The organism is Streptomyces sp. NPDC001902, assembly GCF_042891295.1.
Lineage (GTDB): Bacteria > Actinomycetota > Actinomycetes > Streptomycetales > Streptomycetaceae > Actinacidiphila.
On the sequence record NZ_JBIATA010000037.1, the window covers coordinates 21395 to 43372 of the forward strand.

A 21978-nucleotide genomic window follows, 5' to 3' on the forward strand; every position below is an offset into this window, starting at 1 on the left:
CACTCGCGTTTCTCCAGAATGTGAGCGACCACTCGCGTTTGTCAAACATGATTGGGGATTACACGTGCCTGAGGAGCAGAAGCCTCGACGCCGGCAGGCCCGCGGCGAACGGCGCGTGGCGCAGCTGCTGGAGGCGGCGGCCGGCGTGTTCTGCAAGGTGGGCTACACCGCGGCCACCACGAACGCGATCGCCCGCGAGGCGGGCGTGTCCCCGGGCACGCTCTACCAGTTCTTCCCGAACAAGGAGGCCATCGCCATCGAGCTGGGCGGCATCCTCAACCAGCGGATGCGCGAGGGGCACGGGGAGCTGTTCACCCCCGAGAACGCCTCGCTGCCGCTGCGCGAGATGCTCGAGGTCATCGTCGCCCCCATGATCGAGTTCAACTGCCAGAACCCCGCCTTCCTCGCCCTGGTCCACGACAGCGACATCCCCGGCACGGTCGTCATGGAGCACGACACCCTGCACACCTCCCTGCTGGAGCGCGTGGAGACCCTGCTCGGCCTGCGCGCGCCCACCCTTTCGGCCGCCGAGCGGGCGCGGGTGGCCGCGATGGCCTTCGGCCTGTTCAAGGCGGGCCTGGCCTTGGTCCTGGCGCACGAGGGCGCCGAGCGGGACGCGTACATCGGCGAGGTCAAGGCCGCGCTGTACGGCTACCTCGCCCCGCACGTCGGCACCGGGGCCGTCGCCATCACGGAAGCCGTCGGCACCCCCGCCGCGACCCCCTGAGACCGGGACCGTCACGGCCCCGCTCCCCCGGCGGCGCGCCTCAGCCCCGCAGCGCCCGGTCCGCCGGCTTCCCCTGCGGGGCGTCCCCCTCCGGTTCGTCCGCCCCGGGGGACGCGGAGCCGCCCGAGGCCACCACGCGTCCGGGGGACGTCGCACCCGCCAGGGCCGAACGGCGCCCGGAGAGCATCTGCGCCACGCTGCCGATTCCGGCCACGGCCAGGGAGACCCCGAGGCCCAGCGCGACGGCGTACAGCGAGTTGGACATGGCGAGGCCGCCGAAGTAACCCAGGCCCACCGAGTACGTCGCCCAGACCGCCTCCGCCACGCCCGCGCCGATCAGGTAACGGCGGGCCGGGTAGCGCACGATGCCCGCCGAGAGGCCGCCGACGACCCGCCCGCTGGGCAGGAAGCGGACGCCGATGACGAACGGGATCCCGTGCCGCTGTATCCGGACGCTGGCCCACTCCAGCAGCGCACGGCGCCGCGGCCGCCGGTAGAGCCGGGTCAGGACCCGGCCGCTGACGGCGCGGCCGGTGCGGTGGATCAGCAGGTCGCCCAGGAGCGCGCTGCCGGCGACGACCAGCAGGACCAGGGCGATGTCCAGCCGTCCCTGGGCGGCCAGCACGCCCCCGGTGACCAGGAGCGCCGCGTTGGGCACCAGCGGCGGCGCGGTGGTGGCAGCGAGCACCGCGTACGCCCAGATGACGTGGCCGTCCCGCAGGTACCCCTCGAGGCCCGCGGTGAAGTCCAGGGCCGACACGATCCGTGCAACGTCCATCCGGCCGCCCCTCTTCCCGCCCCGGCCCGTCCCCCGTCTCCCGTCCCAGGCCTCAACGCTGGCAGGGCCGCGATGGAGGGGGCAAGGCGATTTCGCCGGGATCGGGGCATTCCCAGGGTTTTCCCGGGGGCGCCTCATCCTCAGGTACGGGGCCGCAGCGACCGGCTGTGGCGCGGGGAGTACGCCCGGCGTACTCCCCGCGGGACGCACGTGCGCCAGCTCAGCGGCCGAGCAGTTCGCCGCCGTTGCACTGCAGGATCTCCCCGGTGATGAAACCCGCCCCGGGGGAGGCGAGGAAGACCACCGCGGAGGCGACGTCCTCGGGCGTCCCGACCCGGCCGACCAGGGTCCGGCCGGCCCTGCGGGTCAGCTCGGCGGCGTCGAGCCGGGCGCCGAAGAACTCGGTGCCCGCGACGGTGCCCGGAGCGACGATGTTGCAGGTCACGCCGCGCGGGCCGAGCTGGGCCGCCAGGGAGTGGTTCCAGGCGTGCAAGGCGGCCTTGGAGGCCCCGTAGGAGCCCCCGCCGCGCAGCGCGGCCACCGAGGTGACGGTGATGACCCGGCCGCCCTCAGGGAGCCGGTCGCGTACGGATTCGGTCACCAGGACGGCGGTGAGGACGTTGCGTTCGAAGTCGCCGCGCCAGCGGGCCAGCACCCCGTGCGGGCCCGCCCCGATCGCGAGTTCCCGGCTGCCCGCGTTGTTGACCAGGACGTCGATGCGCCGGGGCAGCCGCTCGAGGGTCGCCTCCACGTCGTCGGGGTCGGCGAGGTCGCAGACGACCGGGGTGACGTCATAACCGTGCTGGGAGCGCAGCTCGTCGGCGGTGGCGCGCAGCACCTCGCGGCGCCGGCCGACGATGGTCACATGGTCGCCGGCCTCGGCGAAGAGGGTGGCCACCGACCGGCCGATTCCCGTTCCCCCGCCGGTCACCACGACGTGCCGGCCCACACTTGCGTTCTGCGACATCACGCTCCGCTCCTCGAGGAGGAACAGCACGTTACGGGACGGGGGCTTCGCGACCGGCACGGGGGTCTGCCATGATGCGGATGGCGTAGGAGATGCGTAGCCGAGACCGAGATCACACTGGCTGGAACGTAACCTTTTGGTTTACGAGGGGGTCTAACCCGGCGAAGACACCGGGCTCCCGGCGGACTCGGTGAGATGATGAGCGGGTTGTCTTTGGGGGACAGCCCGGTCGCCATGCCGGGGCGAACTGCCCGGAGAGCTTTGAGCGGCCCTCCCGGGTGCTTGGTCCCGGCTGGGCGAGCGCACCCAAAGAACGCCCGGTACGGACCCGTGGGGGGATCCGCTCCGGGAAACAGGAGCGCCCCGTGCCGAACCCGTGGGGGGATTCGGCGCGGGGCGTTTCTCTGCGTGCGGGGCGCTCGCGTCAGCGGGCCTCGACCGGGACGTAGTCCCGCTCGACGATGCCCGTGTAGACCTGGCGCGGACGGCCGATCCGGGAACCCGGCTCGGTGATCATCTCGTGCCACTGGGCGATCCAGCCGGGGAGCCGGCCGAGCGCGAACAGCACCGTGAACATCGTGCTCGGGAAGCCCATGGCCCGGTAGATCAGACCGGTGTAGAAGTCGACGTTCGGGTAGAGGTTGCGCGAGACGAAGTAGTCGTCGCTGAGCGCGTGCTCCTCGAGCTTCAGCGCGATGTCCAGCAGCTCGTCGGACTTGCCGAGGGCGGAGAGCACGTCGTGCGCCGCGGACTTGATGATCTTGGCCCGGGGGTCGAAGCTCTTGTAGACCCGGTGGCCGAAGCCCATCAGACGGACGCCGTCCTCCTTGTTCTTCACCTTGCGGATGAAGGCGTCCACGTCGCCGCCGTCGGCCTGGATGGACTCCAGCATCTCCAGCACGCTCTGGTTGGCGCCGCCGTGCAGCGGGCCCCACAGGGCGTTGATGCCGGCGGAGATCGACGCGAACAGGTTGGCCTGCGAGGAGCCGACCAGGCGCACGGTGGAGGTGGAGCAGTTCTGCTCGTGGTCCGCGTGGAGGATGAGGAGCTTGTCCAGGGCGTCGACGACGACCGGGTTGAGCTCGTACTCCTCGGCGGGCACGGCGAAGGTCATCCGCAGGAAGTTCTCGACGTAGCCGAGGTCGTTGCGCGGGTAGACGAAGGGGTGGCCGACCGACTTCTTGAAGGCGTACGCGGCGATCGTCGGCAGCTTGGCGATGAGCCGGATCGTCGAGAGGTAGCGCTGCTTCTCGTCGAACGGGTTGTGGCTGTCCTGGTAGAAGGTCGACAGCGCGCTGACCACGGAGGACAGCATCGCCATCGGGTGGGCGTCCCGCGGGAAGCCCTGGAAGAACCGTTTGACGTCCTCGTGGAGGAGCGTGTGCTGCGTGATGTCGCCGCGGAAGGCGGCGAGCTCGTCGACGGTGGGGAGCTCACCGTTGATGAGAAGGTACGCGGTCTCCAGGAAGGTGCCGCGCTCGGCGATCTGCTCGATGGGGTAGCCGCGGTAGCGGAGGATTCCCTGCTCGCCGTCGAGGTAGGTGATCGCGGACTTGTAGGCCGCGGTGTTGCCGTAGCCGCTGTCCAGGGTGACCAGGCCGGTGTTGGCGCGCAGCTTGCCGATGTCGAAGCCGTTGTCCCCAACGGTGCCCTCGATCACCGGGTAGCTGTACTCGCTGTCCCCGTACCGCAGTACTACAGAGTTGTCGCTCACGTCATTCCCTCACCGACGTCGTGCCTCTTCTTCGAGGTTGGTAGGTGCCCTGACTACCCCTACTGTCCCCCATTTGGCGTGGCCACGTGCACTCGGGGTCGGTCGGGGAGCCGAATGATGGCACCCAGTGCCTATTTTGCCGCCCGCGCCAGCCGGTGGTCGAGTGCCGTGAAGCGTCTGCCTGCGGAGACGGTGCGCACCGCCTGGCCGATCGCCTTGCGCGAACCCACGAGCACGACCAATCGCTTTGCCCGGGTAACGGCGGTATACAGCAGGTTCCGCTGGAGCATCATCCACGCCCCGGTGGTGACAGGGATCACCACGGCGGGATACTCGCTGCCCTGTGACCGGTGGATCGTCACCGCGTAGGCGTGCGCCAGCTCGTCCAGCTCGTCGAAGTCGTAAGGAATCTCCTCGTCCTCGTCGGTCAGTACGGTGAGCCGCTGCTCCACGGCGTCCAGGGAGGTGACGACCCCCACCGTTCCATTGAAGACTCCGTTGGCGCCTTTTTCATAGTTGTTCCTGATCTGCGTCACCTTGTCGCCCACACGGAAGGTGCGGCCACCGAAGCGCCGCTCCGGCAGGTCGGGGCGGGCCGGGGTGACGGCCTGCTGCAGCAGGCCGTTCAGCACGCCGGCGCCCGCGGGGCCGCGGTGCATGGGGGCGAGCACCTGGACGTCACGGCGCGGGTCGAGGCCGAACCGGCGCGGGATGCGGCGGGCCGCCACGTCCACCGTGAGCCGGGCCGTCTCCTCGCCGTCCTCCTCCACGAAGAGGAAGAAGTCGTCCAGCCCCTGGGTGACCGGGTGCGCTCCGGAGTTGATCCGGTGCGCGTTGGTCACCACGCCGGACTCCTGGGCCTGCCGGAAGATGCGGGTCAGCCGGACCGACGGGACCGGGCCGCCCTCGGCCAGCAGATCGCGCAGCACCTCGCCGGCACCGACGCTGGGCAGCTGGTCGACGTCACCGACGAAGAGCAGGTGGGCCCCCGGAGGCACGGCCTTGACCAGCTTGTTCGCCAGCAGCAGGTCGAGCATCGAGGCCTCGTCGACGACGACCAGGTCGGCGTCCAGGGGCCGCTCCCGGTCGTACGCGGCGTCCCCGCCCGGCTTGAGCTCCAGCAGCCGGTGGACCGTCGAGGCCTCGGCCCCGGTGAGCTCGGCCAGCCGCTTGGCCGCCCTGCCGGTGGGCGCGGCCAGTACGACCTTGGCCTTCTTCGCCCGCGCCAGGGCCACCACGGACTTGACGGTGAAGGACTTGCCGCAGCCCGGGCCGCCGGTCAGCACGGCGACCTTCTCGGTGAGCGCCAGCCGCACCGCCAACTGCTGCTCGGGGGCGAGGTCCGCGCCCGTCCGCTCGGCGAGCCAGGTCAGCGCCTTGTCCCAGTCCACGTCACGGAAGCCGGGCATCCGGTCCTCCGTGCCGCGCAGCAGCCGCAGCAGCGAGCCGGCCAGGGAGATCTCCGCCCGGTGGAAGGGCACCAGGTAGACCGCGCGCACCGGGTCGCCACCGCCGTCGGGGGCGGGCACGGGCTCGATGACCACGCCCTCCTCGCCGGCCAGCTCCGCGAGGCAGTCGATGACCAGACCGGTGTCCACCTGGAGCAGCTTCACGGCGTCCGACAGCAGTTGCTCCTCGGGCAGGAAGCAGTTGCCGCTGTCGGTCGCCTGCGACAGGGCGTACTGGAGACCGGCCTTGACGCGCTCGGGGCTGTCGTGCGGGATGCCGACGGCCCGCGCGATGCGGTCGGCGGTGAGGAAGCCGATGCCCCAGACGTCGGCCGCCAGCCGGTAGGGCTGGTTCTTCACCACGGAGATCGAGGAGTCCCCGTACTCCTTGTAGATCCGCACCGCGATCGAGGTGGACACGCCGACGCCCTGGAGGAAGACCATGACCTCCTTGATCGCCTTCTGCTCCTCCCAGGCGGCGCCGATCAGCTTGGTGCGCTTGGGGCCCAGGCCCGGGACCTCCACCAGCCGCGCGGGCTCCCGCTCGATGACCTCCAGGGTGTCGGTGCCGAAGTGCTCGACGATCCGCTCGGCGATCCGCGGGCCGATGCCCTTGATCAGCCCGGAGCCGAGGTAGCGCCGTATGCCCTGGATCGTGGCCGGGAGGACGGTGGTGTAGTTCTCCACGGTGAACTGCTTGCCGTACTGCGGATGGGAGCCCCAACGGCCCTCCATGCGCAGCGACTCGCCCGGCTGGGCGCCGAGCAGCGAGCCGACCACGGTCAGCAGATCGTTGGCACCGCGGCCGGTGTCGACCCGGGCGACCGTGTACCCGTTCTCCTCGTTGGCGTACGTGATCCGTTCGAGGACGCCCTCGACGACGGCCAGTCTCAACTCCCCCACGGCGCGGGCCACCTCCCCGGATCTGCGATGTGATCCGACGGTACCGCCCGGCCCCGACAGGCCGCCGAGGGCTGTGGACAACTCCGCCCGACGGGGTCCCGGAATGTAACGATCCGGTTTCGTGCTCTTGCCCTGGAGCATGTAATCGATTCCAATCCTCTTTGTAATCGATTCCACGAGGAGGTGGGACGGGTGGCGAGCATCAAGGACGTGGCATCACGCGCGGGTGTCTCCGTCGCGACGGTCTCCCGCGTGCTCAACGACCACCCGGCGGTCCGCCCGGGCACCCGCACCCGGGTGCTGGAGGCCGTGGCCGAGCTCGGCTACCGGCCCAACGCGGTGGCGCGCTCGCTGCGCACCGACCAGACCCGGACCCTCGGCCTGGTCATCAGCGACGTGCTGAACCCCTTCTTCACCGAGCTCGCCCGCTCGGTGGAGGACGAGGCCAGGGCACTGGGCTACAGCGTGATCATCGGCAACGCCGACGAGCGGCCGGAGCAGCAGGACCACCACATCCGCACGCTGCTGGACCGCCGCATCGACGGGCTGCTGGTCAGCCCCACCGACGGCGGTTCCCCGCTGATCCTGGACGCGGTGCTCTCCGGCACCCCGATGGTCTTCGTCGACCGCTGGATCCCCGGTGTCGGCAACGACGTCCCGGTGATCCGCACCGACGGCTGCGACGCGGTACGCGACCTGGTGGCCCACCTCCACGGCCTGGGCCACCGCCGGCTGGCGATCATCGCGGGCCCCGCCGCGACCACGACGGGCCGCGAGCGGGTGCGGGCCTTCCGTGAGGCGCTTGCCGCCTTCGGTCTGGAGCTGCCCGACGAGTACATAGGCCAGGGCGACTTCCAGGCGGACAGCGGCCGCAGGGCCACCGCCCGCTTCCTGGACCTGCCGGTCCCGCCCGACGTGGTCTTCGCCGCGGACAACCTGATGGCGCTCGGCGCCATGGACGAGATCCGCGCCCGCGGCCTGCGCGTGCCCGACGACATCGCGCTCGCCGCGTTCGACGACATCCCGTGGTTCCTCCACACCGATCCGCCGATCACCGCCATCGCCCAGCCCACCGGCGAGCTCGGCCGGGCGGCCGTGCGCTCGCTGATCGACCGGGTGGAGGGCAGGCCGGCGCCGTCGGTCACCGTGTCCGCCCGTCTCGTTGTCCGCCGCTCCTGCGGCGCGTCCGAAGGGAGTTCCCGTTGAGCACGAGCAGCCCCGAGCTCCTCCGCATGGAGGGCGTCCGCAAGGTCTTCCCCGGTGTGGTGGCCCTCGACGGCGTCGACTTCGACCTGCGCGGAGGCGAGGTGCACGTCCTGCTCGGCGAGAACGGCGCGGGCAAGAGCACCCTGATCAAGATGCTCTCCGGCGCCAACCGCCCCGACGGGGGCCGGATCCTCGTCGACGGCGCGGAGGTGCGCATCCATGGTGCGCAGGACGCCGAGAAGCTGGGCATCGCGACCATCTACCAGGAGTTCAACCTCGTCCCGGCGCTGAGCGTCGCCGAGAACATCTTCCTGGGCCGCCAGCCGCGCCGACTCGGCCTGGTGAACCGCAAGCAGATGAACGCGGACGCCGCCGCCCTGCTGGCCCGGGTCGGCGTCGACGTCGACCCGCGCACCCCGGTCTCCGAACTGGGCATCGCCCGCCTGCAGATGGTGGAGATCGCCAAGGCGCTCAGCCTGGAGACGCGCGTCCTGATCATGGACGAGCCGACCGCGGTGCTCACCAGCGAGGAGGTCGACAAGCTCTTCCGGATCGTGCGCAAGCTGCGCGAGGACGGCGTCGGCATCGTCTTCATCACCCACCACCTGGAGGAGATCGCCGCGCTCGGCGACCGCGTGACCGTCCTGCGTGACGGCCGCAGCGTCTCCCAGGTGCCCGCGAGCACCCCCGAGGACGAGCTGGTCCGGCTGATGGTGGGCCGCAGCATCGAGCAGCAGTACCCGCGCGAGCGCGCCGAAGCGGGCGCGCCCCTGCTGCGGGTCGAGGGCCTCACCCGGGGCGGCGTCTTCCACGACGTGAGCTTCGAGGTGCGGGCCGGCGAGGTCGTCGGCCTGGCCGGGCTCGTCGGCGCCGGGCGCACCGAGGTCGTCCGCGCGGTCTTCGGCGCCGACCCGTACGACTCCGGGACGGTCGAGGTGCTGGGCAAGCGGCTGCGCCGCCACGACGTCAACGCCGCCATGGACGCGGGCATCGGCCTGGTGCCGGAGGACCGCAAGGGCCAGGGCCTGGTGCTGGACGCCACCATCCAGGAGAACCTGGGGCTGGTCACGCTCGCCCGGTCCACCCGCGCCGGGTTCGTCGACCGGGCCGGGCAGCGCAAGGCGGCCGACCGGATCTCGGGGCAGCTCAAGGTCCGCATGGCCGGGCTCCACCAGCACGTGCGCACCCTGTCGGGCGGCAACCAGCAGAAGATCGTCATCGGCAAATGGCTGCTGGCCGACACCAAGGTGCTCATCCTCGACGAGCCGACCCGGGGCATCGACGTCGGCGCCAAGGTCGAGATCTACCAACTCGTCAACCAGCTCACGGCCTCCGGCCACGCGGTGCTGATGATCTCCAGCGACCTCCCCGAGGTGCTGGGCATGAGCGACCGCGTCCTGGTGATGTCCCAGGGCCGGATCGCCGGTGAACTCCCCGCGCACGAGGCCACCCAGGACTCCGTCATGGCCCTGGCCGTCGGCACAGCGCCCGCCGAGGGCGGCAACACAACAGCAACGAAGGATGTGGAGGGCTCCCGTGGCCACTGACACGATCAAAAGCAGTACGGACACGGGCGGCGTCGCCGCGGCGCGCCGTGTGCTCCTCAACAACGGCGCGCTCAGCGCCCTGGTGGTCCTGCTGGTGGCACTGTCGTTCCTGTCGGGCGACTTCCTGTCCACGCAGAACCTGCTCAACGTCGGCGTCCAGGCGGCCGTCGTCGCCATCCTCGCCTTCGGCTCCACCTTCGTGATCGTGGCGGCCGGCATCGACCTGTCGGTGGGCTCGGTCGCGGCGCTCTCCGCGACGGTGCTGGCCTGGAGCGCGAGTTCGGCGGGCCTGCCGGTGTGGCTGGCGGTCGTGCTGTCCGTCGCCACGGGTGTGGCCAGCGGTCTGCTGAGCGGCCTGCTGATCTCCTTCGGCAAGCTGCCGCCGTTCATCGCGACCCTCGCCATGCTGTCGATCGGCCGCGGCCTCACCCTGGTCATCTCCCAGGGCAGCCCCATCGCCTTCCCCGACTCCGTCTCCCACCTGGGCGACACCATCGGCGGCTGGCTGCCCGTCCCGGTCCTGGTGATGATCGTCGCGGGCGCCGCCACGGCGATCATCCTCGGCCGCACCTACATAGGCCGCGCCATGTACGCGATCGGCGGCAACGAGGAGGCGGCCCGCCTCTCCGGCATCCGCGTCAAGCGCCAGAAGATCATCATCTACGCGCTGTCCGGCCTCTTCGCGGCGGTCGCGGGCATCGTGCTCGCCTCCCGTCTCGCCTCGGCCCAGCCGCAGGCCGCCTACGGCTACGAGCTGGACGCCATCGCGGCGGTCGTCATCGGCGGCGCCAGCCTCTCCGGCGGCGTCGGCAAGGCGTCCGGCACCCTGATCGGCGCGCTGATCCTCGCCGTCCTCCGCAACGGCCTCAACCTGCTGTCGGTATCCGCCTTCTGGCAGCAGGTCGTCATCGGCGCGGTCATCGCGCTGGCCGTCCTGCTCGACACCCTGCGCCGCCGCGCCTGACCGTGCCGCGCGCACCACAGACCCCCCTCCTCTTCTCCGCACCGCACCAGCAAGGAACCACCATGCGCACCAAGCTCATCTCCGCCACCACCGTCGCCGTCGCCGCCCTGGCGCTCACCGCGACCGCCTGCAACTCCGGCTCCGGCTCGTCCTCCGACGTGAAGGTGGGCCTGTCGGTCTCCACCCTCAACAACCCGTTCTTCGTGCAGCTGAAGGAGGGCGCGCAGGCCGAGGCGAAGAAGGAGGGCGTCGACCTGACCGTCACCGACGCGCAGAACGACGCGTCGCAGCAGGCCAACCAGCTGCAGAACTTCACCAGCCAGAACGTGAAGTCGATCATCGTCAACCCGGTGGACTCCGACGCGGCCGGTCCCTCGGTGAAGGCCGCCAACAAGGCCGGCATCCCCGTCGTCGCGGCCGACCGCGGCGTCAACAAGGCCGAGCTCGCCACCACCGTCGCCTCCGACAACGTCGAGGGCGGCCGGCTCGCCGCCAAGACCCTGGCCGATTCGCTGGGCGGCAAGGGCACCGTCGTGGTCCTCCAGGGCACCGCCGGCACCTCCGCGGCCAACGAGCGCGGCCAGGGCTTCAACGAGGGCATCAAGGCCTACCCGGGCATCAAGGTCGTGGCCCAGCAGGCCGCCGACTTCGACCGCACCAAGGGCCTGGACGTCATGACCAACCTGCTGCAGGCCCACTCCGACGTCACCGGCGTCTTCGCCCAGAACGACGAGATGGCCCTCGGTGCGATCAAGGCGCTCGGCGACAAGGCCGGCAAGTCGGTCAAGGTCGTCGGCTTCGACGGCACCCCCGACGGCCTCACCGCGGTCAAGGCCGGCACCCTGACCGCCTCCGTGGCACAGCAGCCGAAGGAGCTCGGCAAGCTGGCCGTGCAGAACGCGGTGAAGGCGGCCAAGGGCGAGAAGCTCGGCAGCCTGGTGAAGGTTCCGGTCAAGGTCGTCACCGAGAAGAACGTCGCCGACTTCTCCTCCTGACAGACCGCACCGGTACGGCAGGACCCCCGAAGGGAACACGCAGATGCACGGCTACGACCTGCTGGTCGTAGGGTCGGCCAACGCCGACCTGGTGATCCATGTCGACCGCCGCCCGGCGGCCGGCGAGACGGTCCTCGGCTCGGACCTCGCCACCCACCCCGGTGGCAAGGGGGCCAACCAGGCCGTCGCCGCGGCCCGCCTGGGCGCGCGCACGGCGCTCCTCGCGCGGGTCGGCGACGACGCCCACGGGCGGCTGCTCACCGGCTCGCTGAGATCGGCCGGCGTCGACACCACCGGCGTCCTCGGCGGCGACACCCCCACGGGGGTCGCGCTGATCACCGTGGACCCCTCGGGTGACAACAGCATCGTGGTGTCGCCGGGCGCCAACGCCCGGCTCACCGCGGCGGACGTGACCGGGGCGCGCGAGCTGCTGGCCGCCGCCCGGGTGATCTCGCTGCAACTGGAGATCCCCCTGGAGTCCGTGGCCGCCGCGGTGGCGACGGCCACGGAGGCCGGGACGCGGGTCGTACTGAACCCCTCGCCGCCCGCGGCACTGCCCCGGGAGGTGCTCGCCGGCTGCGACCCGCTCGTGGTCAACGAGCACGAGGCCCGCGTCCTGCTGGGCGCGGACGCCGGGGACACCCCTGAGGCGTGGGCGGCGGGGCTGCTCGCCCTCGGCCCGCGCTCGGTGGTCGTCACGCTCGGTGGGGCGGGCGCGCTCGCCGCGACGCCCGACGGCACCGTGCGCATACCGAGCCCGCGAGTGGTGGCCGTCGACACCACCGGCGCCGGCGACTCCTTCACGGGGGCGCTGGCCTGGCGGCTCGGCGCGGGCGACGACCTGGTGACCGCCGTGCGGTTCGCGGTGCGGGTGGGCGCCGCCGCCGTCACGAAGCCGGGTGCGCAGGAATCCTTCCCCACCCTCGAAGAAGTGGGTCAGCTGTGAAGAAGTCCGGAATCCTCAACCGCCATCTCGCGGGCGCCCTCGCCGTGCTGGGCCACACCGACCTGGTCGTGGTCTGCGACGCGGGGCTCCCGATCCCTCCCGGGCCGATCGTCGTCGACCTCGCCTTCCGGGCCGGCACGCCGTCCTTCTCCGAGGTCCTCGACGGCCTGCTGGAGGAGCTCGTGGTGGAGGGGGCGATCGCGGCCAAGGAGGTCCGCGAGCACAATCCCGAGGTGACCGCCCAGCTCGACGGTGCCTTCCCGGACCTGGAACTGGTGCCGCACGAGGAGTTCAAGGCCCGCACCCGGCAGGCCCGCCTGGTCGTCCGCACCGGCGAGTCCCGGCCGTACGCCAACGTCATCCTGCGCTGCGGCGTGCCCTTCTAGCGCGTACATCCGTCCGGCTGCGGTCGGCGGGCCGGGCGGGCGATTCGCGCGTAGCGTCCCGACCATGAGCGACCGACCGCTGAAGGACGAGGTGCTGGAGGAGCTGGGGGACGACCGGCTCCGGGAGATCACCGAGCTGCTCGGGACCGACGCCGGACAGGCGCAGCGGGTCGTGGGGAGCGCGGTGGCCTCGATCACGGGGGTGCTGACCGACGACGCGGTGACGCCCGGCGGCACCGCGGAGCTGTGCCAGGCCATGGAGCAGGCCGCGAACGAGCCCGAGCCGCTGCCCGCGGCCGCCGTCGGCTTCGCCGGGGTGCAGGGCGGTACGGGACCGGAACCGGGCCGTGGGGTGCTGGCGGCCGTCCTGGCCAAGGTGGCCGCCCCGGCGGCGCGGGCGGTGGCCAAGCGGACCGGCCTCCCGGTCGAGGCGGTCACGGCGGCGCTGGAGACGCTGATCCCCGTGATGGCGTCCGTGCTGGCCCGGCGCGCCCGCGAGAAACGCTGAACCGCGGCGGAGCGGCGGACCGGGCGAGCGACGGCAAGTGGTCGGACATGGCGAAAGGGGTCCGGCTGAGCCGGACCCCTTTGGCGTTCCCCTCCCTCTGCGCGAGACCCCGAGCCCCCTCCGGGTGCCGCGCTCTCCCCCACTCAAGACCCTTGCGAGGCCCCCCTCTGGGTCTTGACGCTACATAGACACACCGGCCCGGGGGATGGTTGCACGGCTTCCGGAAGAAATTTCCAGAGATTTCTCAAAGCACGTGCCGGCGGTACCTGTCGGCCGTCTCGGCCAGCACCTCGGCCCCGTCGCGCGCCCACAGCGCGGGGTTGAAGATCTCCACCTCGACGGCTCCCGCGTAGCCGGCGGCGTCCACCCGCTCGCGGAACCCGCGCAGGTCGACGCAGCCGTCGCCGAGCTGGCCGCGGCCCAGGAGCACCCCCTCGGGGAGCGGGGTGACCCAGTCGGCGAGCTGGAACGAGGCGATCCGGCCGCCGGCGCCGGCCCGGGCGATGCCGCCGGCCGCCCGGTCGTCCCACCACAGGTGGTAGGTGTCCACGACCACGCCGACCTGCTCCGCGGGGAAGCGCTCGGCGATGTCCAGTGCCTGGCCGAGGGTCGACACGACACAGCGGTCGGAGGCGTACATCGGGTGCAGCGGCTCGATCGCCAGGCGCACTCCGCGTTCCCGCGCGTACGGGGCGAGCTCGGCGACCGCGTCGGCGACGCGTTCACGGGCGCCGGCGATGTCGCGGTCCCCGGCCGGGAGGCCGCCGGAGACCAGGACGAGGGTGCCGGTGCCCAGGGCCGCCGCCTCGTCCAGGGCCGCCCGGTTGTCGGCGAGCGCTGCGGCGCGCTCGTGAGGGTCGGAGGCGGTGAAGAAGCCGCCACGACAGAGCGTGGTGACCGTGAGCCCGGCTCCGCGCACCAGCTTCGCGGTCGCCTCGACGCCATACTCCCGCACCGGCCCGCGCCACAGTCCGACGCCGGGGACACCGAGCGTCACCAGCCCCTCGACCAGCTCGGGGAGGGGCAGTTGCCGCACGGTCTCCTGGTTGATGCTGAGCCGGGCGAGGTCGCCGCAGGTCCGGTTGTCAGTACGCAATGTCACACTCCGTACACGGAGAGGAGCCGGCTCATACGGGACGCGGCGAGCGCCGGGTCGGGGAACAGCCCGATCCGGTCGGCCAGTTCGTAGGCGCGGGCCAGATGGGGGAGGGAGCGTGCCGAGTGGAGACCACCGACCATCGTGAAGTGCGACTGGTGGCCGGCCAGCCAGGCGAGGAGGACGACACCCGTCTTGTAGTGGCGGGTCGGGGCGCCGAAGAGGTGGCGGGACAGCTCGACGGTGGGGTCGAGCAGCGCCCGGAAGCCCGCCGTGCCACCGGTGCCAGCGGGGTCGCCGGGGTCGCCGTCGTCCAGCAGGCGCACGGCCCGGGCGGCGAGCGGCGCGAGCGGATCGAAGACGCCGAGCAGGGCGTGGCTGAAGCCCCGGTCGTCGCCGGCGATCAGCTCGGGATAGTGGAAGTCGTCGCCGGTGTAGCAGCGCACGCCGTCGGGGAGGCGGCGGCGCAGCTCGACCTCGCGCCCGGCGTCGAGCAGGGAGATCTTGACGCCGTCGACCTTGCCTGGGTGGGCGGCGACCACCTCGAGGAAGGTGCTCGTGGCCGCGTCCAGGTCCGTACTGCCCCAGTAACCCTCCAGTGCGGGGTCGAACATCGGGCCCAGCCAGTGCAGCACGACAGGCCCGGCGGCCTGGCGCAGGAGGTGGCCGTAGACCTCCAGGTAGTCGTCGGGCCCCTTGGCGACGGCGGCCAGCGCACGGGAGGCCATGAGGACGGCCCGCGAGCCGGCGTCCTCGACGACGGCGAGCTGCTCCTCGTAGGCGGCCCGGATCTCCGTGAGGCCGTAGGGGTGGCCGAACTCGGTGGACGCCAGTTGGTCGGTGCCCACGCCGCAGGCGATACGGCCGCCCTCGGCACGGGCCTCGGCCGAGGAGCGGCGGATCAGTTCGGCGGCCCCGGCCCAGTCCAGGCCCATGCCGCGCTGGGCGGTGTCCATGGCCTCGGCGACGCCGAGTCCGTGCGACCACAGGTGACGGCGGAAGGCCAGCGTGGCCTCCCAGTCCAGCGCGGCGGGCCGGTCGGCCGCGGTGCGGAAGGGGTCGGCGACGACGTGGGCCGCCGCATAGACGACGCGGCTGCGCGGCTCGTCCGCCGTCGCGGGGGCCCCGGCGTGGGCCGCGGGCTCGGTGCGCGGCCGGTAGGCGTACAGCTCGCCCGTCTCGGTGGGGAGGTGAAGGAGCGTCACGGTCACAGGGTCAGCTCCGGTACGTCGAGACGGCGGCCCTCGGCGGAGGACCTCAGGCCCAGTTCCGCGAGCTGTACGCCGCGGGCACCGGCCAGCAGGTCCCAGGAGTAGGGCTCGTCGAGGTGGACGTGGCGCAGGAACAGCTCCCACTGGGCCTTGAAGCCGTTGACGAACTCGCCGTTGTCCGGGACCTCCTGCCACTGGTCGCGGAAGACCTCGGTGGCGGGCAGGTCGGGGTTCCAGACCGGCTTGGGGGTGGCGGAGCGGTGCTGGGCACGGCAGGTGCGCAGCCCCGCGACGGCCGAGCCCTCGGTGCCGTCGACCTGGAACTCCACCAGCTCGTCCCGGTGGACACGCACGGCCCAGGAGGAGTTGACCTGGGCGACCACGCCGCCCTCGAGCTCGAAGATCCCGTATGCGGCGTCGTCGGCCGTGGCGTCGTAGGGCTTGTGCTGCTCGTCCCATCGCTGCGGCACGTGCGTGGTGGCGAGCGCCTGCACGGACAGCACGCGGCCGAACAGCTCGTGCAGGACGTACTCCCAGTGCGGGAACATGTCGACGACGATGCCGCCGCCGTCCTCGGCACGGTAGTTCCAGGAGGGGCGCTGGGCGGACTGCCAGTCGCCCTCGAAGACCCAGTAGCCGAACTCGCCGCGGACGGAGAGGATCCGCCCGAAGAAGCCGCCGTCGACCAGCCGCCGGAGCTTGATCAGGCCGGGGAGGAAGAGCTTGTCCTGGACGACGCCGTGGCGGACGCCGGCGGCGGTGGCCAGGCGGGCCAGCCGCAGCGCTCCGTCCAGACCGGTCGCGGTGGGCTTCTCGGTGTAGATGTGCTTGCCGGCGGCGATCGCCTTGGTGATCGCCTCCTCGCGGGCACCGGTGACCTGGGCGTCGAAGTAGATCTCGGTGGCGGGGTCGGCGAGCACGGCGTCCAGGTCGGTGGAGACCAGGGCGGGGTCCAGGCCGTGGCGGTCGGCGAGGGCGCGCAGCGCGTGCTCGCGGCGGCCGACGAGGACGGGCTCGGGCCACAGCACGGTGCCGTCGCCGAGGTCGATCCCGCCCTGTTCGCGCAGGGCGAGGATCGAGCGGACGAGGTGTTGGCGGTAGCCCATACGGCCGGTGACGCCGTTCATGGCGATCCGCACGGTCCTGCGTGTCACGTGAGGTTCCTCTCTCCGGCGGGGCGCCGAGCGGCAGCAAGCGCTTTCCTCGCTCTACGCTAACCGCCGCCGAACACCTTCGACAAGGGGAAAGACTTTGGGAAGAAAGCGCTTGCCCACCGCCTGACGTGGAGACATCGTCCCGGGTGCGGGGACGCCGCCACGTGCGGGGCACCCTCGCCCCGGCGGCCCCGCACACCCCGGCCCGCACGGTGGCCGGGGTGTGCGGAACCGCGACGGCGGGCGCCGGACGCCCCAGGAGGCCCTCGACGAGGGTCGCCGGCGGGGCGCCGCACGGGCGCTCGGCCGCGGCCACCGCCCCCGAGCGCCAACACGCCTCCCAGGCCGGGACCCTCGGCGCTACCGGATCGCGCGCGACGGGGAAGCCGGGACCGGGATCGCGACCGGGGCAGACCCCCGGCCCCGGTCGCACCTCTTGGCTCCCGAATGACGACAGAAAGCGCTTTCCCCTAGAGTGGCCCCAGGGCGGTGGAACGCCCTGCGCAAGGTGCTGTGCGACTCCGCTCCCCCACCGGCCCCCGAGGTGAGAGCATGTGCGGCTACGGGCGGACGGCCCGGGGAGGACCGACCCGGAGGAAACAGACAAGATGGCAGTGACCCTGGCCGACGTGGCGGCGCGCGCCGGAGTGTCCGCCGCAACCGTGTCGCGTGTCCTGAACGGCAACTACCCGGTCGCGGGCAGTACGCGCGAGCGGGTCCTGCGGGCCGTCGACGACCTCGACTACGTCGTGAACGGGCACGCCCGCGCACTGGCCGCCGCCACCTCCGACCTGGTCGGGGTACTCGTCAACGACGTCGCCGACCCCTTCTTCGGGCTCATTGCCAGCGCCGTGCAGAGCGAGATCAGCGGCGGCACCGAGCATCCGCCCGGGCTGCCCGCGGGCGCCGGGAAACTCGCCGTGGTCTGCAACACCGGGGGCTCCCCCGAGGCCGAGCTCAACTACCTGACCCTGCTGGAGCGGCAGCGTGCCGCGGGCGTGGTGCTCACCGGGGGCGCCGTGGAAGGCACCGGGCACAGCGCCGCCGTCGCCGCCCGCCTCGCCCGGCTCGCCGCCTCCGGCACCCGGATCGTCCTGTGCGGGCGCCCGCCCCTGCCGGAACTCGCCGAACTGGCCGGCCCCGCCGCGGACGCCGTGATGACCGTCGCCTTCGACAACCGCGGCGGCGCGCAGCGCCTCACCGAGCACCTGCTGGCCCTCGGCCACCGCACCATCGGCTACGTCGCGGGCCCCGCGGAGCGCAGCACCACCCGGCACCGCCTGGAGGGCCACCGTGCCGCCCTGACCGAGGCCGGGCTCGCGGGCTCCCCCGCCGAGCTCGACCGCCTCACCGTGCACGGCTACTACGACCGCTCCTCCGGGTACGACGCGGCGCTGGAACTGCTGCGCCGCGAGCGGGGGCTGACCGCGGTCGTCGCCGCCAACGACACGGTGGCGCTCGGCGTCTGCGCGGCGCTGCGCGAGCGCGGGCTGCGCATCCCCGAGGACGTCTCGGTCGCCGGCTTCGACGACCTGCCCTTCAGCGTGGACGCCGCGCCCGCGCTCACGACAGTGCGCATACCGCTGCAGGAGGCGGGCGCCCGCGCCGGCCGCCTGGTCATGGGCCGCCAGGCACCCCCTCCGGGCGGCCTCGCGACCGTACGGACGGAGCTGATGGTGCGGGCCTCGACCGCGGCACCGCGAAGCGGCACATAAGAGATCCCGGGCCGGGCGGGACACCCGGCGCGCCGGCGCCTGTCCAGAACGACGCCCCACGGATACCTTTGACGCAGTCAAAGAATTTCCGCGAGGGGAACCCGCCGTGGCCGTCCAGGAGATCCGGGCGTTCAACCGCTTCTACACCAACCTCATCGGCGCGCTCGACTACAGCCGCCACCTGCACACCCCGTACACCCTCACCGAGGCCCGCGTCCTGTACGAGCTCGCCCACGCCGCCGGCGGCGGGCTGGACGCCGCCGACCTGCGCACGGCCCTGTCCGTGGACGCCGGGCAGCTCAGCCGGATGCTGGCGGCCTTCGGGGAGCGGGGACTGGTGACCCGCGCGCCGTCACCACGGGACGCCCGACGGCAGCGCGTGGAGCTGACCCCCGACGGCCGCGAGGCCGCCCGGCTCCTGGAGGACCGGTCACGGGAAGCCGTCGCGACCATGGTCGGCGGGCTCGCCCCGGGCGACCGCGAACGCCTGACGGAGGCCATGCGCACCGTCCGCGACGTCCTCGGCGGTACCGCCGCGACAGGGACACCTCCCGGGCCGCGGGTCCGGCTGCGCGAGCCGCGGCCCGGTGACCTCGGCTGGGTGGTCCAGCGCAATGCCGAGGTCTACGCCGAGGAGTACGGCTGGAACGCCGAGTACGAGACCCTCGTCGCCCGGATCGTCGCGGACGGCCACGAGCGGGCGTGGATCGCCGAACTGGACGGCGAGCGCGCCGGCTGCGTCTTCTGCGTACGCACCGACGAGCCCGGCACGGCACGGCTGCGCCTGCTGCTGGTGGACCCGGCCGCCCGGGGCCACGGCATCGGCCGGCGGCTGGTCGACGCCTGCGTCGGGCACGCCCGCGCGACCGGCCGCCGCGAGCTGGTGCTGTGGACGAACGACGTGCTGGTCTCCGCCCGGCGGATCTACGAGGCGGCCGGTTTCGAGCTCGTCGGGGAGGAGCCGCACCGCAGTTTCGGCCGCGATCTCGTCGGGCAGGACTGGCGGCTGGTGCTGTAACGTCCGAAAAGTGAAGCTCGCGTTCTCGACCCTCGGCGTGCCGGGGCTCCCCGTGCCGGATGTGGTCCGGCTCGCCGCGGAGCACGGTTACCACGGCGTGGAGCTGCGGGCGGGCCACGAGGAGCCGGTGCACAGCGGCCTGACGGAGCGGCAGCGCGCGGACGTGGCCGGGGAGTTCCGGGGCTCCGGTGTCGCGGTGCTGGCGGTCGCCTCCTACGTGCAGGTGGCAGCGCCGGGTGAGGACGCTCCGGCGCTGCGCGGCCTGCGCGACCACGTACGCCTCGCCGCCGACCTCGGCGCCCCCTACGTACGGGTGTTCCCCGGCGCCGGTGACGACGACGGGGACGCCGCCGACACCCGGGCGGCCCGCCGGCTGGCGGCGGTGGCCGCGGAGGCGGCGGACGCGGGCGTGCGGGTGCTGCTGGAGACCCACGACTCGCACCGGACCGGCGCGGACGTCGCGCGGATCCTGGGCCTGGTGGGCCATCACCACGCGGGTGCGCTGTGGGACGTGATGCACCCCTGGCTGGGTGGCGAACAGCCCGAGCACACCTACCCGGTGCTCGCCCCCTACCTGGGCTACGTGCAGGTCAAGGACGTCTCCTCGGCGCAGGACACCACCCCGCTGCCGCTCGGCCACGGGGCGCTGCCGCTCGCCGGCACGGTGGAGGTGCTCAGCCGCGCGGGCTGGGACGGCTGGCTGTGCTGGGAGTACGAGAAGCTCTGGTACCCGCAGGTCCGGGCGCTGCCGGAGCTGCTGTCGCGGGGGCGTTCGCACCTGCTGCAGCTGCTCGGTGAGTCGGCCTGAGCCCGGCGCCCGCCCGGAGCGAGCCCAGCGACGTCACGGCGACGCCGCCCACCAGCAGCACGGCGGCCGCCCAGCGCAGCGGGCCGACGCCCTCGTCCAGCAGCAGGGCCGCCGAGGTCATGCCGAAGACCGGGACGAGCAGGGAGAACGGGGCCACCGCGGAGGCGTCGTACGTCCGCAGCAGGAAACCCCAGGCGCCGAAGCCGAAGACGGTGGTGACCCAGGCGACGTAGACGATCGCGCCTGCGCCGCTCCAGTCGAGGCCGCGCAGCGCGGCGGCGTCCGCGGCGGGGCCCTCGAAGACCAGGGAGAGGGCGAGCAGCGGCAGCGGCGGGACGAGGCTGACCCAGACCATCCAGCTCAGCGCGTCCGGCGGGGCGGCGCGCCGGGTGAGGACGTTGGACAGCCCCCAGAAGGCGGCGGCCGCGACGACCAGCACGAACGCGCCGAGCGGCCCCGAGGTGCCCTCGTCGTACGCGGCGACGCCGATCCCCGCGAACGCGACGCCCATGCCCGCGATCCGCAGCCGGCCGGGCCGCTCGCCCAGCAGGGCGACCGCGAGGAGGGCGGTGAAGACCGCCTGGACCTGCAGCACCAGGGAGGACAGCCCGGCGGGCATGCCCTGGTCCATGCCGATGAAGAGCAGGCCGAACTTGGCGACGCCGAGGACGAGCCCGACGGCCACGATCCAGCGCAGCGCGACGCCGGGCCGGCGGACGAAGAAGACCGCGGGCACGGCGGCGACGAGGAAGCGCAGGGCGCAGAAGAGCAGCGGCGGGAAGTGGCCCAGCCCGACCTCGATGACCACGAAGTTGACGCCCCAGACCGCGGCGACGAGGACCGCGAGGGCGAGGTGTACCGGTCGCATCGCTCCAGCATTGGGCACCGTACCCTTAAGCACCAGCGAGCATTACTGCACTGTCGGCTTCAGCGTTGCTGAACGGTGCGCCTCCGGCGCACGGGATGACGAGGTGAACGGATGCTGGACCTGGCCCGGCTGCGGGCGCTGCACGCCGTGCATGTGCACGGATCGGTGGGGGCGGCGGCCACGGCCCTCGGCTACACCGCGTCCGCGGTGTCCCAGCAGATCGCGAAGCTGGAGCGGGAGACCCGCACGACGCTCCTGGAGCGGCAGGGCCGCGGCGTGGCGCTCACCGAGGCGGCCCAGTTGCTGGCGGAGACCGCGCAGGAGCTGATGGCGATCGTGGAGCGGGCCGAGGTGGCGCTGGAGGAACGGCGCGGCCGCCCCACCGGGCGGCTGACCATGGCCGCCTTCCCGACCGCCGCGCGCGGTCTGCTCCCGCAGGTGCTGGCCGGGCTGACGGCCGCCCACCCGTCGCTGGAACTGCGGCTGGTGGAGGAGGGCGCGCACCTGTCGGTCGACCTGGTCTCCCGCGGCGTCGTCGACCTGGCCGTGGTGCACGACTGGGACATCGCCCCGCTGCCCGCGCCCGAGGGCCTGGAGCGGGTGGTGATCGGCGAGGACCGCTGCGACGTGCTCGTCCCCGCCGGGCATCCGCTGGCGACCCGCGCGGCGCTGGTCCGCGAGGACGTCGTCGACCAGCGGTGGATCTGCCAACCGCCCGGACACGTGTGCCACGACTGGCTGGTGCGGACCCTGCGGGAGGCGGGCACCGAGCCGGACCTGGCGTTCCAGGTCGCCGAGTACCAGACGCAACTGGCGCTGGTGGCGGCCGGGCTGGGGATCGCGCTGGTGCCGCGGCTGGGGCGCGGGCCGGTTCCGGACGGGGTGGTCGTGGTGCCGCTGGAGCCGGCGCCCGTGCGGCGGCTGTACGCCTTGTGGCGGACCGGGGCGTCGCGACGTCCGGCCATCACGGAGACGGTTCGGGCGTTGCGCGTCCACTACCCCCGGGTCGTTGCCTGACC

General features: G+C 72.7%; 17 protein-coding genes and 3 pseudogenes. 12 read left to right on the plus strand and 8 right to left on the minus strand.

Going from position 1 to position 21978, the window contains the following annotated elements:
- Positions 1-64 precede the first annotated feature (64 nt).
- Positions 65-727, plus strand: coding sequence for a TetR/AcrR family transcriptional regulator (locus ACFYYN_RS38810; RefSeq protein ID WP_500549528.1), 663 nt, complete (start codon positions 65-67; stop codon positions 725-727).
- Positions 728-767: 40 nt separating this feature from the next.
- Here the strand turns inward: ACFYYN_RS38810 and ACFYYN_RS38815 are convergent, their stop codons facing one another.
- The 4 genes from ACFYYN_RS38815 to recD2 form a co-directional block, all read right to left on the minus strand.
- Positions 768-1505 carry a DedA family protein gene (locus tag ACFYYN_RS38815; RefSeq protein WP_500549529.1) on the minus strand — a complete coding sequence of 246 codons (738 nt, stop codon included), beginning with the start codon at positions 1503-1505 and terminating at the stop codon, positions 768-770.
- Between the two features lie 220 nt (positions 1506-1725).
- Positions 1726-2472 (minus strand): SDR family NAD(P)-dependent oxidoreductase, encoded by a 747-nt coding sequence (locus ACFYYN_RS38820; RefSeq protein WP_499511967.1) that lies wholly within the window; start codon positions 2470-2472, stop codon positions 1726-1728.
- A gap of 424 nt (positions 2473-2896) precedes the next feature.
- Positions 2897-4186: a citrate synthase gene (locus tag ACFYYN_RS38825; protein ID WP_499511968.1), complete on the minus strand. Its 1290-nt coding sequence runs from the start codon at positions 4184-4186 to the stop codon at positions 2897-2899.
- Between the two features lie 131 nt (positions 4187-4317).
- Complete coding sequence (gene recD2 / locus ACFYYN_RS38830; protein ID WP_500549530.1) at positions 4318-6678, minus strand: SF1B family DNA helicase RecD2; 2361 nt, start codon at positions 6676-6678, stop codon at positions 4318-4320.
- Positions 6679-6729: 51 nt separating this feature from the next.
- On the opposite strand from recD2, the gene ACFYYN_RS38835 reads away from it, so the two are divergent.
- From ACFYYN_RS38835 to ACFYYN_RS38865, 7 genes and pseudogenes are all read left to right on the plus strand, one after another.
- Entirely contained in the window at positions 6730-7743 is a 1014-nt protein-coding gene (locus tag ACFYYN_RS38835; protein WP_500549531.1) for a LacI family DNA-binding transcriptional regulator, read from the plus strand.
- Positions 7744-7769: 26 nt separating this feature from the next.
- Entirely contained in the window at positions 7770-9290 is a 1521-nt protein-coding gene (locus ACFYYN_RS38840; protein ID WP_500549558.1) for a sugar ABC transporter ATP-binding protein, read from the plus strand.
- Positions 9280-10251 (plus strand): annotated as a pseudogene (locus ACFYYN_RS38845) (ABC transporter permease); the annotation flags it as partial. The gene ACFYYN_RS38840 and the pseudogene ACFYYN_RS38845, both read left to right, overlap by 11 nt.
- A gap of 134 nt (positions 10252-10385) precedes the next feature.
- Positions 10386-11249, plus strand: a pseudogene (locus tag ACFYYN_RS38850) (D-ribose ABC transporter substrate-binding protein); the annotation flags it as partial.
- Between the two features lie 43 nt (positions 11250-11292).
- Positions 11293-12195, plus strand: coding sequence for a ribokinase (gene rbsK, locus ACFYYN_RS38855; RefSeq protein ID WP_500356916.1), 903 nt, complete (start codon positions 11293-11295; stop codon positions 12193-12195).
- Positions 12192-12581 carry a D-ribose pyranase gene (gene rbsD / locus ACFYYN_RS38860; RefSeq protein ID WP_499511972.1) on the plus strand — a complete coding sequence of 130 codons (390 nt, stop codon included), beginning with the start codon at positions 12192-12194 and terminating at the stop codon, positions 12579-12581. Before rbsK ends, rbsD begins: the two co-directional genes overlap by 4 nt.
- Positions 12582-12645: 64 nt before the next feature.
- On the plus strand, positions 12646-13089 hold the full coding sequence (locus ACFYYN_RS38865; protein ID WP_499511973.1) for a DUF937 domain-containing protein: 444 nt from the start codon (positions 12646-12648) through the stop codon (positions 13087-13089).
- Between the two features lie 244 nt (positions 13090-13333).
- On the opposite strand, the gene ACFYYN_RS38870 is transcribed toward ACFYYN_RS38865, so the two are convergent.
- The 3 genes from ACFYYN_RS38870 to ACFYYN_RS38880 are packed head-to-tail and all read right to left on the minus strand — an operon-like array spanning position 13334 to position 16550.
- Entirely contained in the window at positions 13334-14185 is an 852-nt protein-coding gene (locus ACFYYN_RS38870; RefSeq protein WP_500549532.1) for a sugar phosphate isomerase/epimerase family protein, read from the minus strand.
- Positions 14186-14187: 2 nt separating this feature from the next.
- On the minus strand, positions 14188-15390 hold the full coding sequence (locus tag ACFYYN_RS38875; RefSeq protein ID WP_500549533.1) for a dihydrodipicolinate synthase family protein: 1203 nt from the start codon (positions 15388-15390) through the stop codon (positions 14188-14190).
- A gap of 2 nt (positions 15391-15392) precedes the next feature.
- On the minus strand, positions 15393-16550 hold the full coding sequence (locus ACFYYN_RS38880; protein ID WP_500549534.1) for a Gfo/Idh/MocA family protein: 1158 nt from the start codon (positions 16548-16550) through the stop codon (positions 15393-15395).
- A 608-nt stretch (positions 16551-17158) separates the two neighbouring features.
- Between ACFYYN_RS38880 and ACFYYN_RS38885 the strand changes: the two genes are divergently transcribed.
- The 3 genes and pseudogenes from ACFYYN_RS38885 to ACFYYN_RS38895 form a co-directional block, all read left to right on the plus strand.
- The gene (locus tag ACFYYN_RS38885) at positions 17159-18265 is read left to right on the plus strand and encodes a LacI family DNA-binding transcriptional regulator (protein ID WP_500549535.1); all 1107 of its coding nucleotides are present in this window, start codon (positions 17159-17161) and stop codon (positions 18263-18265) included.
- Between the two features lie 106 nt (positions 18266-18371).
- Complete coding sequence (locus tag ACFYYN_RS38890; protein ID WP_500437634.1) at positions 18372-19283, plus strand: bifunctional helix-turn-helix transcriptional regulator/GNAT family N-acetyltransferase; 912 nt, start codon at positions 18372-18374, stop codon at positions 19281-19283.
- A gap of 97 nt (positions 19284-19380) precedes the next feature.
- A pseudogene (locus tag ACFYYN_RS38895) lies at positions 19381-19947 on the plus strand (sugar phosphate isomerase/epimerase family protein); the annotation flags it as partial.
- Positions 19948-19957: 10 nt separating this feature from the next.
- Here ACFYYN_RS38895 and ACFYYN_RS38900 read toward each other — a convergent pair.
- Positions 19958-20959 carry an EamA family transporter gene (locus ACFYYN_RS38900; protein ID WP_500549536.1) on the minus strand — a complete coding sequence of 334 codons (1002 nt, stop codon included), beginning with the start codon at positions 20957-20959 and terminating at the stop codon, positions 19958-19960.
- Positions 20960-21070: 111 nt separating this feature from the next.
- Here ACFYYN_RS38900 and ACFYYN_RS38905 point away from each other — a divergent pair, with 111 nt between their 5' ends.
- A complete protein-coding gene (locus ACFYYN_RS38905) occupies positions 21071-21976 on the plus strand; it encodes a LysR family transcriptional regulator (protein ID WP_500549537.1) in 906 nt (301 codons plus the stop codon).
- The last annotated feature ends 2 nt before the right edge of the window (positions 21977-21978 follow it).

Excerpts from the sequence above, each read along its gene's own strand:
- ACFYYN_RS38815 (WP_500549529.1), bottom strand. The coding sequence starts at position 1,505 with ATGGACGTTGCACGGATCGTGTCGGCCCTGGACTTCACCGCGGGCCTC.
- ACFYYN_RS38820 (WP_499511967.1), bottom strand. The coding sequence starts at position 2,472 with ATGTCGCAGAACGCAAGTGTGGGCCGGCACGTCGTGGTGACCGGCGGG.
- recD2 (WP_500549530.1), bottom strand. The coding sequence starts at position 6,678 with ATGCTCCAGGGCAAGAGCACGAAACCGGATCGTTACATTCCGGGACCC.
- ACFYYN_RS38840 (WP_500549558.1), top strand. The coding sequence starts at position 7,770 with ATGGAGGGCGTCCGCAAGGTCTTCCCCGGTGTGGTGGCCCTCGACGGC.
- rbsK (WP_500356916.1), top strand. The coding sequence starts at position 11,293 with ATGCACGGCTACGACCTGCTGGTCGTAGGGTCGGCCAACGCCGACCTG.
- ACFYYN_RS38865 (WP_499511973.1), top strand. The coding sequence starts at position 12,646 with ATGAGCGACCGACCGCTGAAGGACGAGGTGCTGGAGGAGCTGGGGGAC.
- ACFYYN_RS38885 (WP_500549535.1), top strand. The coding sequence starts at position 17,159 with ATGGCAGTGACCCTGGCCGACGTGGCGGCGCGCGCCGGAGTGTCCGCC.
- ACFYYN_RS38900 (WP_500549536.1), bottom strand. The coding sequence starts at position 20,959 with ATGCGACCGGTACACCTCGCCCTCGCGGTCCTCGTCGCCGCGGTCTGG.
- ACFYYN_RS38905 (WP_500549537.1), top strand. The coding sequence starts at position 21,071 with ATGCTGGACCTGGCCCGGCTGCGGGCGCTGCACGCCGTGCATGTGCAC.